The following is a 12270-nucleotide window of genomic DNA, read 5'->3' on the forward strand; positions in this document are numbered from 1 at the left end:
GTATAGGTCTGCAAATTCAAGCCCATGGTCCCGGACTCCAAGCTGGTGCCGGGAGATTGGCACTGATTAACGGGCTCGGTTGTCGCCTGCAAGAAATCTGTTTTTACTAGAACAAATACGTCGAATGACGAGATAAGTTCGAACAGGTTTTCCGATGACTGACTTAAACATGGTGCTCGAAGAAGCGCATCGCGATCTGCTACTCAATGCCCAGAATCCAAACTATCGGATCGGTCCAGATTACCCGCCCGCAAACGACCTTATAAACACTGGGTACTGCATATGGATGCGTAATAATCCGCAAACATACCAGCTTGAATTGACCGTAAAGGGCATAAACGCGGTCGAATTCATAAAAAGGCCTCACGCTGCAGCCAACTTCCGGGTCGAGAAGGTGGATGATCATGTCTGGCGTGTGCTCAACGGCAAGGAAATTGCCGGGATTGCAATAAAGCAGCCGGATGGCACCTGGGCTGCCTACGATGACAAATGCTGCCGGTTCGACAAAGGAAGATACTCTTCACCAGAAGCCGTTCTCCTCTCGTTAAAAATGTTCGAAGCTTCTTTGGAAGCCCACCTTGAACAACTCGACCTGAGCGAGATGCGAGTGGCAATGTGATCGAAGATGTGCAGTAAGGAGTAATAGCATGGAGAAAACCCCCATGGCCGCGACCTCAGCCCTGGCAAAAGAAACCTTCGCTTACGACCTTGAAGCGGCGAAGAAATACGATGACGGTCAGTACGCCTATGTCGTTAACGAGATTCAGCGTACGTTTCACGCTCAGGTCGCGGAAGCAGCCATCGTGGCAATTTTCCACAAGGCGAACGATATCTTCGACGAACTGGCAGCCAGCCCGGAAAGCACCAGAGTAGACGGCATCAGAATTGTGCCAACAGCAAAAGGTGTCAAAGTTCTCGCAATTCCGGACGGGAACGGAAACGAGCTTCTCTATGCATGGGAAACAGACGAGAAACGGGGACACATCAGACTTTTCAAAACCAAGCCGCCCCTGCCTTCTAACCTCCGATCCGAAATCGACATCATGATCAACAACCAGCATTTCGATCTCGACGTGCTGCAAAAGGCAAAGGATATGGCTGCACCCTTTTCCATCGAAAACCGTGGTCAATACGTCGATCCAACAGACATCGCCGGGGTGATCGAAAGCATAGATGAAAAAGGATTGGAAAAGGCAAAGGGTGACGTCTTCGTCTACGGTTCCTATTACCGCACAAGGGGCCTAACGACAATCCGTGCAACAGTTCCGCATAACAGCTCCATGGCAAGCATTGATCGAATTGCTGAGATTATTGGCACAGAAGATGCCGACAGAGATTGGCTGCGCGAAGAAGCCTATCTCGATTTCCTTGAAGCTGGAACTGTTCGAGAGCACGAGGATTCGGTTGCGGCGCTTCAGCTTGAAACCTTATTCGAGCGAAAAATGGGGATGATCAAGGAGATTGTCGCGGCTGCCGAATATCTGGAACTCGGTCCAGAAACCTATGTTTCATACGGTGATCATGATCGCAACGTCTATGTTCATCGAGCCGCAGCTAAGGATATCTACGTGCACAATAACATCGACCGGTTCGAAAACGTCTATCTGCTCGCGTTGAACGGCGAAGGCAATGAATACGACAGTGTCGATATCCACATCAGCAAACCATGGTACTCCACCCTCTACGCCAGTGAAATCTATGATGACGAGGCTATGGACTGGGAAACCCTTGCCACCTTGATAAAATATCAGGACGAGAACGGCGGCACGCTTCGTGAGGATCAGGTTTTCCAGGCGTTGCTGAATGACGAAAAGCCTGGATTAGTCGGGTCCTACAGCCTGAAAACCGGTGAGTTTACCCGGGGGCCATTCTTCGAAAATACGACAGTTCTGGACTACCTTAATGACATGATCGACATCGATCACAACGCCCTCACGAACGGTATCAAGGGCGATCTCAGCGAAGTCGGAACCTTTGCCATTAAAAAACGCGATGCGAGAGCAACCGAACTCGGCGACGAAAATGAGATCAAAATCGAGACCTGGCTCGAACAGATCGGCAAGACCCTCGCACCATCGATCTGAACTTCTCATTCATCAGGATTGCCGGTGTCGTTAGCAGCTTCACCGGCAATGTTCCGGCGACCGCGCGGCAAAGTCTGAGTGCCCTGATTGGATGCTTATCCAGTTCCGCCGACATCGCGTCCCAGTAGCAACTGCTGCAAATCTGGGTTCCGTCACCGAGTTCGTGTCGGCCGGTAATGCTGGATTGAAGAGGCTTTTTGCATTCTTCGCAGGCGTCTACGCCAGCAGGAGCGATACCATGAGCAATAAGCTCCTGATCGCGTCGCGTTGCCTCAAGAAATTCAACGATATTCATGGGTAAACCACTACTAATTGCGTTCGCATACCTCTGGAGGATGACGTTAGGCTGCAGTGATGTCGAGGCTAAAAGAAGTCCCCGGCCGGAGCCGGGGAGGTGCCGCCGACGTGTCGGTGAGGCGTTGTTAAATGTGGTCGAGACCGAAAGCAGCGGCCACGCTTGCGGAATGATACCGCTGACTTACACAAAAGGGACCCGAGGGTCCCTTCAGGCGGACAGCGTAAAGCCTATCCCCGTGGCAAAGCCATATAGGAAGTGTGCAAGCATCCCGCATGGGCGTCAAGGTCTAGGTGAAATCTCGGTATCGGGGAGGATGGTGCGAAAGATGTCGGCCAACCGTTCCACAAGACGATCATTGTGAGGCGTATCCTCCAAGTCACCCGGCTCAATCAGCCGGAAGCCGCCGCATTTTGCGCCAGTGCCAAACAGCTCATTTTCCTGGAAACGCTTGACAAATGCCGACGGTGACAGTGGGCCATCGAAATCCCACAGCATCCCATCGAAAAGCAGGGCAGCATGATCGGCGATGCCCGATTGTGCGCGGACCAGGACAACGACATCGCCGCCAAGGACTTGTTGGAGAGCTTGAGCAACCACCAGACAACCGCCATCGAATGGCCCGCAGTCAGCTTCCTTGAGCAGGGCCTCGTAAAGATCATCACTGATAACGGTCCGGCGCTCGGCCCATTCCTGTTCATTCATCTCAAGGTTCCGCCTATTCACCGCGAGGATACCCAGCCCCACGCGTCAAACAAATACGAATGTCCCTTGCCATTCACAGTGCGATTTTGAGGGAATGCACACCGAGGAAGGTAAGATGACGATCAAGATCGATATCGAACAGACCACGTTTCCCGGCGAATTGGGCTCGAAAGCCGACTTCGCGGCAATTATTGTTGCTGGCGGAGCTACCTACGAGTTCGACCTGGCGGAAACAAAAGGCTTTCTATCCAATTCAATCTACAGCATCTTTGAGACCCTGAAGGACTGTGACCCGCAGGCCTTGCAGGCAATTGCTGAGAGCTATGAACTGGGCACTTCGATCATATTCAATGACCAAGAGCTGGCCGAGGCCGAAACGCAAGACGTTCTGGACGTCTGCAAGACGACGCTGGGGATGCAATTCTAACCCGGGCCGGAACCACCGGTTCGAACATTCGCCACCTTGGCTCGCTGCTCGTGCGTCCGGGCGCTGAAGCCAAGGCTTCCCACATTTTTATCCAGCCTTGCGCGTAAAAAGGCTGCGTGACCGGTCCCGGGTAACTAGTAGGGTCCGACGCCCCCGGCCACACCATTACAGTAAGATCAGGCTCAAACGGCTGCAAGGGGAGCGCTCTTCCAATCGCGGATCGAGAAGCCAGAAAGAGGTATCTAAAACAGCGACCATCGATATGCGGTCGTCAAACCCGCGTACAACTTTGAGTGCGCCAATTAAGGGTTTATTAACAGGATTCGTATTTGATTTCATTCGCAGAATGCGAGTTTTCGGTCATGACGACCACACTGAATTTTGACCCAGGATTGTCATGACTAGCATTATTACGAACAACAGCGCCATCATTGCAATCCAGACTCTGAGGTCGATCAACGATCAGCTCAACAGGGTTCAAAACCAGGTTTCGAGCGGCTACAGGGTTGCCACTTCGACGGACAATTCGGCCTACTGGTCCATCGCCACGACGATGCGTTCAGATCAGTTGGCAATGCATGCGGTCCAGGACGCAATTGGTCTCGGGTCAGCAAAAGTGGAAACCGCTTATGCGGCGATGGAGTCGACCATCGATGTCCTGACCAACTTCCAGGCAAAACTGGTAGCCGCCAAAGAGTCGGGTGTCGACCGAGCCAAAATTCAGGCGGAGCTTGAGCAACTGAAGGGTCAAACCGTCAGCATGGCGATGTCGGCGAGTTTCAACGGCGTAAACTGGTTAAACACGTCATTCACCAACATCTACGACACCGCTGAAAGCTCGGAAAGGCTGACCACATCTTTCGTCCGATCCAACGGAGGGGCAGTCCATGTGAACAGCACGGAAGTCGATTTGTCGAAGGTGTCATTGTACAACAGCACTGGCGGTGGCTTGCTTCAAGCAGATGATCGCAGCCCTGGCACGGTCGGTGGCATCCGGAATACAATCTACTCCTTCGCCCCTGTCGGAACATCGGCGTGGGAAGATTACGTCTTCGATGGCCCTTTGACGTTTACCGACAACAGCACCGCAATCACGTTTACACTCAACCTGGACGCCGACGATCCCGCAACGACGACGGGGCCGCAGCCGGGCTTGACGCAAACGTACACAATCGACCGCGACGCGATTGACGCCGTTAACTCCGGATGGAATGGGGTGGTATCCAGCCGCGCTCAATGGCGCGAGGTGCTGAAATCCGTAATCGGCGGCGCAGTTCGAATCCTTCAGGACTCTTCGAGCCCGGCAGAATACTCGATTGAGACTACAGAAACCTCGGGACGAGGTTCTTCATATCAGATGAGCGGTGTGACTTCGACACTGTTGTCAGGTAAGACCGGTGGCCTTCAAAACAGCCCTGCGACCGTTTACGGCTCGCGAGCCTACACATACAGCATATGGGATGAAGCGTTCGAGCTGAAACCCGATATAGAAGCCTACATTGCGATCACCGAGAACAACACAAACAAGACGCTCACACTGACAAGAGACACTGTCATGGCAGCTCTTGGAACGACCACGGGGGAGGTGACATCCATTGGCGACTACATCCAGGTGCTCAACTACGCTTTCGCGGATCAGGGTATGGGGATCGAAGCAAGTGATCTCGGCTCAGGGCTAATTCGGTACGATCTCATCGAAACGATGTTGCCTGAAGCAGGACGAAAGACGTCACTGGGCGTCACTGGAGTGACCGATAACATTGGAAACACGCCGTCATTTGGATTGCTCGATGTCGACGTGACCTCGAATTATAGCCTTGATGCCTACATCAGTGGCGTCGAGGCTATGCTTTCACGCGTAATCAACGGAACCGCCATCCTGGGAGCCGTCAAGAGCCGCCTGGAAATGCAGGAGAGCTATAACAGGGCGGTAATAGACTCCGTTCAGAGAGGTGTTGGTCGCCTGGTCGATGCTGATATGGACGAGGCATCAACACGCCTGATGGCGCTCCAGGCCCAACAGCAGCTGTCAATGCAAGCCCTGAATATCGCTAACGCGTCGGCGGAAAACATCTTGCAGCTGTTCCGGTGATGCGTCCCGGCGTCGAGGTAAACCAGGCGCGCCACCTAGTCGCTAGGATACGCAGTTAACAATATTGGGTTGCAGCTGGAAAAGCAGATACATAGTTAAAGCTGAGGCCCCAGCTCCCGCCCCCCGAAGTGCGTCACGTGACTTTTCGGAAGCCCACGATTTTGAAATCCAACCCGCAAAATAAGATGGTATCGCCAAATGCATAGCCACAAGAAACCACGCGATAGGGATGGTCGAAGCTGTGACAAGGGTTAATCGAACTGATAGTCGAATCTACTGTCGAATCAAAATATAGAAAACGCCCATAAGTCATCAAGCAAAGCGCAACAGCGAAAACCAAAACGGCAACGATTTGAAAAACTGGGCGAGCGGTTGTGCTCATGGACGTCTTCTCCTACCATAACAATATGATAGGAGATATATATGACGGCACCGACATAGTCGTAAATGGCGGAGATGGAGACCAGGTGCTGACACTATTTACACGCTTACCGATACGATTGTCTTCAACGAGATAAGCGACAGCTTCCTGAACAATGTCAGTCTAACTGGTAGCACGGGGCCTGAAGGACTCTGGGATACGATCTTCGGCGTCAATGACGACACAATCATCGAAACTGTCTGGTCTCGGCGAGATCGAGTGGGCGGGCTCATGCCAGCATGATCGAGGGCGATAATCCCGGCGAGGCCTTCTTCGCAATCGACGCAGATCGAGATGGTGGGTTCGATTTCGGGATCGAGCTGAAGAGCATCCAGGAGACGAGCACGATCCATTTCAACGGCCTCAGTGATTGGAATGTAATATGAGAATTGAGCTAGTCACAGTCTTGATGGTCATAGGATTGTTGATCAATCCTATTCAATTACACGCTCAAATGTCGGAATCGCGGGCGAGAGAACTTATTGAAAAAGATGCTTCACCTAACGCCATCGACGCGCGTGCGAAAGTCTTCAGATACCACAGGGAATTGGCATGCAAAGGCCTCCCACGAATGGAAGATTATCCTGAGGAAAAAGAATTCGGCAATGGGTCCCTGCTCATGATGTTGATTTCCTGCGATGACCCACGAGCGGCGGTAGTAAAGCTATTCGAAGAGAATTCGTACACGCGTGAAATGTTGATGGGTGCATGGGCATTATCGGCCAATTCTTCCAAACGAGGAGAGATCGACTTGCTGGCAGACAGATTCCTGCGCAGTTATGAAATCGGAAATGCTGATGGAAACGATTTGAAAACAGCAAAAATGATCATCTGGAACTTTAGCAAGAGATCGGAATTATCCCGTGTAAAGCTAAATCTCACGAATTCAGAAAATACTGAAACTGAGACCAAAAAATTCATACGCGCGGTTGTCCAGGAAATTCCGGTATACTAAAGCCCTCTCAAAGAGCCTGTTTCAAGAAACATAAACGTGACATATACCGGAATTTCATTTCACGCACTCGACAAAAAGAGGCTCCAGCTTCATTACGATCAGTGCGATCAAGAAGGGGGCAACGACGAGCAGCGGCAACGTCCAGAAGGGCTTAAGATGCCGAAGACTGTTCGTCATCCACCAAACGCCTGAAACCTGCAGGAGCATCGATAAAGCCACCTGAACCAGGAAGAGCTTCAAGAACTCCACGTCGGCGAACGTATGCAGGCCCCCGCACTCATTTATTTGCGGATGCAGCGATAAGGAGATGATCGGAACCCGCTGCGACGCATAAAAGGCCACGCAGAACAGAACATTGAAGGCAACAAAGGCCGCATACACCGCAGAAAGCTTCATAATAGGGTTCCAGTGCAGTTCTTTGAGAAATTCAGACGGGTTCCCCAGCGCAGGTAAAGATACCGCACCGGGGGGTGCACTTAGCTCTTCACGAGGCGCATGGTCGGCAACATCAGCCACTCGATCAACGCGATCACCACACCACCGACAGCGAGCGCGACGACGGCCTGCATCAAGGTCGCAGCGAGCCACATCACCAGCCCCTGGCCATAGCCGACCAAGTGGCCAATGCTTTCGGAGGCATCGTGAATGACGTGCTCCGGTGCCGCAAAGCCAAGCTGCGCAAGTCCATGCGTGATGATCTGACCACCAACCCAAAGCATGGCGGCAGTACCGACAGTCGCAAGGACGCTCAGAAAGACCGGCATGCCCTTCACGAGGCCACGGCCAATGACACGTAGGAAAGATGAGGACATGCGCGCCATAGCAAGGCCAACATCATCCGCCTTAACGATCAGCGCAACAGCGCCGTAGACGCCAAACGTGATCATAAAGCCGACGGCGATCAGAACCGCGATCTGCATGCCCAGGCTCTCATCCGTAATTGTCGAGTAGGTCAAAGCCATGATTTCGGCCGAGAGGATGAAGTCGGTGCGAATAGCACCCCTGATTTTCTCACGTTCAAGCTTGACCGGATCAGTTTCGGTGCCGAGAACATGGGCTTCGTGCGCATGAGCGGCATGCGGCATCAGGACCTGGAGGACCTTCTCGGCTCCTTCGTAGCTGAGAAAGACGCCACCGACCATCAGCAGGCCGGTCAGAACGTACCAGGGCAGGAACTGACCGATGAGGAGGATGGCGACGGTAAGGATGGCCTTGTTGAACAACGAGCCGCGCGCGATGCCGAAAACAATCGGCAGCTCACGTTCAGGCCTCAGGCCAACAACGTAGCGCGGGGTGACAGCCGTATCATCGATCACAACGCCTGCGGCTTTGCCGCCAGCCTTGATCGTTTGCGCCGCAACGTCATCCAACGAAACAAGGGCAGACTTGGCGAGCGCCGCCATGTCATCGAAAAGCATCATTAGGCCACCAGCCATCGAAATCTCCATATAGGGGGCCAGACGATCTGGCCATTTGATGCTGGTATCTAGAAGCCCGAACTCCTTTTGTGAAGGTCGGGCTTAAAGGAATTTAGAGTTTTGGGCCAACTGATGGTTCTGGGAACTCCATGTTATTGGTCAGTTCGATACCCTCATCAGAAATTTTGACGAATGCGGTGCCAATACGCCCACCCTGGCCTGTGTAGTTGTTGTAGGCGTAAGCGCGATCATGACCAACTTTCGCGATGAAGGACGGCTCATCGTTGTAAGTTTCTTCCGCATTGTTGGCATCATACGGGCCATGGGTCATGAGCAAAATCTGTTCGTTGCTCTCACCGTTCAATTCTGCTGTGACTTCACGTGTGGTGCCATCCGCTTCTGTGAAGAAGATGACGACGCGGCTATCTCCGAGGATTTCCACCCGGACATCAACGTCCAGTTTTCCGTAATTTTCATGAGAATTCATTTTGCCACTGTGCACGATCTGTCTGTCTGGTCTGTTTGCCATTTGCATTCCCTTTCAAAGACACGAGTAATTCGACACCAGCCTCCTGCAATCATCAAGGTATCCCCAGTGACACTTGCAGGAGGCTCTCCTAATTTTCAAGGCACCCCAATACGGAGAGCAGAAATGTCGAATATCCTTGTCGAGACCTTGGAAGAAATCTACGAAGAAGCCAAAAACGAAATGGCTGGCGGTTACGGAGAGGGACTAAAAAACCTCGTAAAAGAAATTCTCGACAGCTGCGAAGCTGAAGACCCGCAAACCGACATCGCGTTCCAGTTCGAGAACCTCTCTGATGACCTGGACGTCCTAAAAAAGAAACTGAGCGACGCGATCAGCGCCAAGCTATCGGCGAAACCAGGTTTCTGAACAGTGAAATGTCGGGCAACAGCTCATAGTCAGCTGTTGCCCGACATAACCTGCGGCCAATACCCATCCGCGCGAAAATCCTCGGGGATCGGCATGAGCTTACAGAGGCTTTCTGCGGCAAAATCGATCTGAAGACCGAGATAATGCAGATCGCGCGGCATCATCGCTCCGGTTGCCATCTGACGGTTTCGCAGTGAATTGATCCCATATGCATCGCGACGACGATCAGCTTCCTTACGAACGTCAGCAGGGACCGGGCCTGCAAATGCCTTCACATCCTGCTGCGCAAGCGACTTGCCACCTTGAATTACCGTGAACACTGCCATTTACTCCTGGGGCGAACTTATCTTCCATCAATTGGACTTCAGGAAAATGGCCTTGAAAAGCAAAAACGCATTAGAGGAAGAAGTCTCAAAAGATAGTTAAAGGTCGAGCTGAAGCTGATCGCTTTCCTTGCCATCTTCCGCCTGGAGATCGAAACCAGACATGGTCACGCCGATCAAGCGGATCGCCGTCCGCAACGGGAACAGACTCCGTAGCAATGCAACAACAGTTTCGCCCAATTGAGCAGGCGTTTCGATTGGCTTCCTGAAGGACTTACTGCGCGTGATCTGTTCGAAATCCGCATATTTGACCTTCAGCGTTGCCGTCCGTCCATGCAGGTCACGCTTTTCGAGCAGATTCCAGACCTCTTCGACCAGCGACAGGAGAGAATCCCTCAGATCGCCGAAGTCGGAAAGATCGACAGGGAAGGTGTCCTCCTTGCCCAATGACTTCCTGACACGCGTCGGATTGACCTCGCGCTCATCGATCCCGCGCACGAGATTATAAAAATAGGGGCCAGACTTACCGAACTGCCCACGCAAGAATTCTATGGTCTTCTGTTTTAGGTCAGCACCCGTCTCGATGCCAAGCCGCTTCATCTTTTCCGTGGTTGCTGGTCCGATCCCGTGGAATTTGCGGATCGGGAGCGCTTCCATGAAGGCTTCTGCCTGGCTTGGTCGGATCACAAACAGTCCATTTGGCTTTCGCTGATCCGACGCCATCTTGGCGAGGAACTTCTGATAACTGCAACCGGCAGAAGCTGTTAGCCCGGTCGTCGCAAAAATCTTGGCACGTATCTCCTCGGCGATTTCTGTTGCAATTGGCATGCCTTTTTTGTTTTCGGTCACATCGAGATAGGCCTCATCGAGTGACAAAGGCTCGACCAGGTCCGTGTACTCGTGAAAAATCTCGCGGATTTGCTGGGACACAGCCCGGTAGACATCGAACCTCGGCGGCATGAAAATCAGATCGGGACACTTCTTCTTGGCTGTGACGGAAGGCATAGCGGAATGGATGCCGAAAGCCCGGGCCTCATAGCTAGCTGAGGCCACGACCCCACGTTCGCGTGAACCGCCAACGACCAGGGGCTTGCCACGAAGCTCCGGATTGTCGCGATATTCAAGCGAGCAGTAGTACGAATCCATGTCGATGTGCAGGATACGCTTTGTTGAAGTAATCACTTCGGTCGTCGGCTCACAGAACAAATGCGCAACCATTGGAATTCGACCAGGTCACGAAGTCAATGGCGAATGGCGGCACAGAAATCAGCTTGTCCAACGCGCCGCGTTCGCTAAATATGCGGCGAATGCTTAAGGAGTAGAACCATGGCGCTTCCAACCAATGAGAAATTTAAACCGGGAATGGATAGCTTCACGGGGAAGTTCAAAGGCAAGGTCGACTTTTTCAAGATCGTCGATGCCGTAAAGCAGGCCTTCGTGGCGACGGACGTTCCCTATCGATTGCACATGAAGCAGATGGGAGACAACCGCTTCATCGCGCTTTTCATGCACCATGTCGGTGGTCCAATCAAAACCCCGATCTCGATCAGTGCCATCTCGCCTGATTCAGTCTCCGACGCCATCGTTCACGAGATCAAAGGCGAGAACTGGATCAAGTTCACGCCAATCGTCGAACGAGTCCTGTCGCAGTTTGGTGGGGATTTCACCGTGAAGGGTTTTCATGATGGTGAAATCAAGGTCAAGGAGACCATTGAAAGAACTGATTTCAGCTACGAGGAAAGCGCGTTCATCAAAGCGGCACGTGAGGTCTCCCAGTTCGCCGAACTGGAGCAAGTGCCGGACCTCGTGCGCCTGATCAGCAAGGAAGCCAATCGTACTGCTCTCGTCAACGCTATTGAAACGCACGGGTCGGCACTGAGCGAGGAACTGGAGCCATCCGCAGCTCCGGCCTTCGGTTAACGGATCACCAGAGATAGAGTTATCGGCTTGCGCCATGCTCGGAAGCCCCGGACCATATTCAAAAGTCCAAAGGGAATTCGGATATGGCTGCAGGCTTTGTCTATGTGCTCTCAAACCGATCCATGCCCGGAATGGTGAAGATCGGGAAGACGACCCGTGATCCGCGAACACGAGCGGGCGAACTTTTTGCCAGTGGTGTACCGACGCCCTTCACCATCGAGGCAACCATCGAGACCCCGAATATCGATGAAACCGAGTCGACGGTACACCGGCTGCTTGTTGCGCACAGGGTGAACAAAAAACGGGAATTCTTCCATGTCTCGGTACCGGAGGCAGTAAATGCCCTTAGACGGGCCGTGGATGAAGGTCCAGGGACGTTTAGACCCAAGGCCTACAATCGAGGCTACGCCCGAAAAGGTGGTGTCAAAGACGTTCCTCTCGGAAGTGCGGCAGCCATGACTGCCCTCCTGTTCCCAACGATATCGGCCTTTCATCCCTATGCGGGATACGCCTGGCTAATCGCCTGCGCCTCAGCTGCGAGCCTTGGAACGCCGCCGATTATCAAGGAGTATCTGGCGGTCCTCGGCAAAGGATTTGGCCTCAAGCACGGAGTGGTGAGCGCTGTCGGCGTAGCAACGCTTCTGCCAGCCATCAATCAGATGATCGCCTCCAAGACTTTTGTGCTAAGCGAAATAGTCCGTTCTTATCTCAACGTTGTGTAGAGTTATGAACCGG

Annotated in this window: 16 protein-coding genes; 9 read left to right on the plus strand and 7 right to left on the minus strand. The window is 52.7% G+C overall.

Annotated elements, in window-relative coordinates:
• Nucleotides 1-154 precede the first annotated feature (154 nt).
• Nucleotides 155-619: a hypothetical protein gene (locus FFR93_RS06780; protein WP_138392584.1), complete on the plus strand. Its 465-nt coding sequence runs from the start codon at nt 155-157 to the stop codon at nt 617-619.
• A 28-nt stretch (nt 620-647) separates the two neighbouring features.
• The gene (locus FFR93_RS06785) at nt 648-2084 is read left to right on the plus strand and encodes a hypothetical protein (RefSeq protein WP_138392585.1); all 1437 of its coding nucleotides are present in this window, start codon (nt 648-650) and stop codon (nt 2082-2084) included.
• Between the two features lie 577 nt (nt 2085-2661).
• On the opposite strand, the gene FFR93_RS06790 is transcribed toward FFR93_RS06785, so the two are convergent.
• Nucleotides 2662-3084 carry a hypothetical protein gene (locus FFR93_RS06790; RefSeq protein WP_138392586.1) on the minus strand — a complete coding sequence of 141 codons (423 nt, stop codon included), beginning with the start codon at nt 3082-3084 and terminating at the stop codon, nt 2662-2664.
• Nucleotides 3085-3199: 115 nt separating this feature from the next.
• Here FFR93_RS06790 and FFR93_RS06795 point away from each other — a divergent pair, with 115 nt between their 5' ends.
• Together FFR93_RS06795 and FFR93_RS06800 are read left to right on the plus strand one after the other, a co-directional pair.
• The gene (locus FFR93_RS06795) at nt 3200-3511 is read left to right on the plus strand and encodes a hypothetical protein (RefSeq protein WP_138392587.1); all 312 of its coding nucleotides are present in this window, start codon (nt 3200-3202) and stop codon (nt 3509-3511) included.
• Between the two features lie 397 nt (nt 3512-3908).
• Nucleotides 3909-5603, plus strand: a complete 1695-nt coding sequence (locus FFR93_RS06800; protein WP_138392588.1) for a flagellin — start codon at nt 3909-3911, stop codon at nt 5601-5603.
• A 133-nt stretch (nt 5604-5736) separates the two neighbouring features.
• On the opposite strand, the gene FFR93_RS06805 is transcribed toward FFR93_RS06800, so the two are convergent.
• Nucleotides 5737-5985: a hypothetical protein gene (locus FFR93_RS06805; protein WP_138392589.1), complete on the minus strand. Its 249-nt coding sequence runs from the start codon at nt 5983-5985 to the stop codon at nt 5737-5739.
• A gap of 278 nt (nt 5986-6263) precedes the next feature.
• Between FFR93_RS06805 and FFR93_RS40750 the strand changes: the two genes are divergently transcribed.
• Together FFR93_RS40750 and FFR93_RS06810 are read left to right on the plus strand one after the other, a co-directional pair.
• Entirely contained in the window at nt 6264-6410 is a 147-nt protein-coding gene (locus FFR93_RS40750; protein WP_171049119.1) for a hypothetical protein, read from the plus strand.
• Nucleotides 6407-6979, plus strand: a complete 573-nt coding sequence (locus FFR93_RS06810) for a hypothetical protein (RefSeq protein ID WP_138392590.1) — start codon at nt 6407-6409, stop codon at nt 6977-6979. The genes FFR93_RS40750 and FFR93_RS06810 overlap by 4 nt, the downstream gene beginning before the upstream one ends.
• A gap of 54 nt (nt 6980-7033) precedes the next feature.
• Here FFR93_RS06810 and FFR93_RS06815 read toward each other — a convergent pair whose 3' ends face one another.
• The 3 genes from FFR93_RS06815 to FFR93_RS06825 all read right to left on the minus strand — a co-directional run bounded on the left by FFR93_RS06815 (nt 7034) and on the right by FFR93_RS06825 (nt 8926).
• Nucleotides 7034-7375: a hypothetical protein gene (locus FFR93_RS06815; protein ID WP_171049120.1), complete on the minus strand. Its 342-nt coding sequence runs from the start codon at nt 7373-7375 to the stop codon at nt 7034-7036.
• A gap of 80 nt (nt 7376-7455) precedes the next feature.
• Nucleotides 7456-8415: a DUF808 domain-containing protein gene (locus FFR93_RS06820; RefSeq protein WP_138392592.1), complete on the minus strand. Its 960-nt coding sequence runs from the start codon at nt 8413-8415 to the stop codon at nt 7456-7458.
• Between the two features lie 94 nt (nt 8416-8509).
• Nucleotides 8510-8926, minus strand: coding sequence for a hypothetical protein (locus FFR93_RS06825; protein WP_138392593.1), 417 nt, complete (start codon nt 8924-8926; stop codon nt 8510-8512).
• A 123-nt stretch (nt 8927-9049) separates the two neighbouring features.
• Between FFR93_RS06825 and FFR93_RS06830 the strand changes: the two genes are divergently transcribed.
• Nucleotides 9050-9292 (plus strand): hypothetical protein, encoded by a 243-nt coding sequence (locus FFR93_RS06830; protein WP_138392594.1) that lies wholly within the window; start codon nt 9050-9052, stop codon nt 9290-9292.
• A 29-nt stretch (nt 9293-9321) separates the two neighbouring features.
• On the opposite strand, the gene FFR93_RS06835 is transcribed toward FFR93_RS06830, so the two are convergent.
• Together FFR93_RS06835 and dinB are read right to left on the minus strand one after the other, a co-directional pair.
• A complete protein-coding gene (locus tag FFR93_RS06835; RefSeq protein WP_138392595.1) occupies nt 9322-9618 on the minus strand; it encodes a hypothetical protein in 297 nt (98 codons plus the stop codon).
• Nucleotides 9619-9714: 96 nt separating this feature from the next.
• Nucleotides 9715-10833 carry a DNA polymerase IV gene (gene dinB, locus FFR93_RS06840; protein ID WP_138392596.1) on the minus strand — a complete coding sequence of 373 codons (1119 nt, stop codon included), beginning with the start codon at nt 10831-10833 and terminating at the stop codon, nt 9715-9717.
• Between the two features lie 108 nt (nt 10834-10941).
• Here dinB and FFR93_RS06845 point away from each other — a divergent pair, with 108 nt between their 5' ends.
• Together FFR93_RS06845 and FFR93_RS06850 are read left to right on the plus strand one after the other, a co-directional pair.
• Nucleotides 10942-11535, plus strand: coding sequence for a hypothetical protein (locus FFR93_RS06845; protein ID WP_138392597.1), 594 nt, complete (start codon nt 10942-10944; stop codon nt 11533-11535).
• A gap of 83 nt (nt 11536-11618) precedes the next feature.
• The gene (locus FFR93_RS06850) at nt 11619-12257 is read left to right on the plus strand and encodes a GIY-YIG nuclease family protein (RefSeq protein ID WP_138392598.1); all 639 of its coding nucleotides are present in this window, start codon (nt 11619-11621) and stop codon (nt 12255-12257) included.
• The last annotated feature ends 13 nt before the right edge of the window (nt 12258-12270 follow it).

Source organism: Rhizobium sp. MHM7A, from assembly GCF_005862215.1.
Lineage (GTDB): Bacteria > Pseudomonadota > Alphaproteobacteria > Rhizobiales > Rhizobiaceae > Rhizobium > Rhizobium bangladeshense.

Coding starts and splice junctions, on each gene's coding strand:
- FFR93_RS06780 (WP_138392584.1), top strand. CDS start 155: ATGACTGACTTAAACATGGTGCTCGAAGAAGCGCATCGCGATCTGCTA.
- FFR93_RS06785 (WP_138392585.1), top strand. CDS start 648: ATGGAGAAAACCCCCATGGCCGCGACCTCAGCCCTGGCAAAAGAAACC.
- FFR93_RS06790 (WP_138392586.1), bottom strand. CDS start 3,084: ATGAATGAACAGGAATGGGCCGAGCGCCGGACCGTTATCAGTGATGAT.
- FFR93_RS06795 (WP_138392587.1), top strand. CDS start 3,200: ATGACGATCAAGATCGATATCGAACAGACCACGTTTCCCGGCGAATTG.
- FFR93_RS06800 (WP_138392588.1), top strand. CDS start 3,909: ATGACTAGCATTATTACGAACAACAGCGCCATCATTGCAATCCAGACT.
- FFR93_RS06805 (WP_138392589.1), bottom strand. CDS start 5,985: ATGAGCACAACCGCTCGCCCAGTTTTTCAAATCGTTGCCGTTTTGGTT.
- FFR93_RS40750 (WP_171049119.1), top strand. CDS start 6,264: ATGATCGAGGGCGATAATCCCGGCGAGGCCTTCTTCGCAATCGACGCA.
- FFR93_RS06810 (WP_138392590.1), top strand. CDS start 6,407: ATGAGAATTGAGCTAGTCACAGTCTTGATGGTCATAGGATTGTTGATC.
- FFR93_RS06815 (WP_171049120.1), bottom strand. CDS start 7,375: ATGAAGCTTTCTGCGGTGTATGCGGCCTTTGTTGCCTTCAATGTTCTG.
- FFR93_RS06820 (WP_138392592.1), bottom strand. CDS start 8,415: ATGGCTGGTGGCCTAATGATGCTTTTCGATGACATGGCGGCGCTCGCC.
- FFR93_RS06825 (WP_138392593.1), bottom strand. CDS start 8,926: ATGGCAAACAGACCAGACAGACAGATCGTGCACAGTGGCAAAATGAAT.
- FFR93_RS06830 (WP_138392594.1), top strand. CDS start 9,050: ATGTCGAATATCCTTGTCGAGACCTTGGAAGAAATCTACGAAGAAGCC.
- FFR93_RS06835 (WP_138392595.1), bottom strand. CDS start 9,618: ATGGCAGTGTTCACGGTAATTCAAGGTGGCAAGTCGCTTGCGCAGCAG.
- dinB (WP_138392596.1), bottom strand. CDS start 10,833: ATGGTTGCGCATTTGTTCTGTGAGCCGACGACCGAAGTGATTACTTCA.
- FFR93_RS06845 (WP_138392597.1), top strand. CDS start 10,942: ATGGCGCTTCCAACCAATGAGAAATTTAAACCGGGAATGGATAGCTTC.
- FFR93_RS06850 (WP_138392598.1), top strand. CDS start 11,619: ATGGCTGCAGGCTTTGTCTATGTGCTCTCAAACCGATCCATGCCCGGA.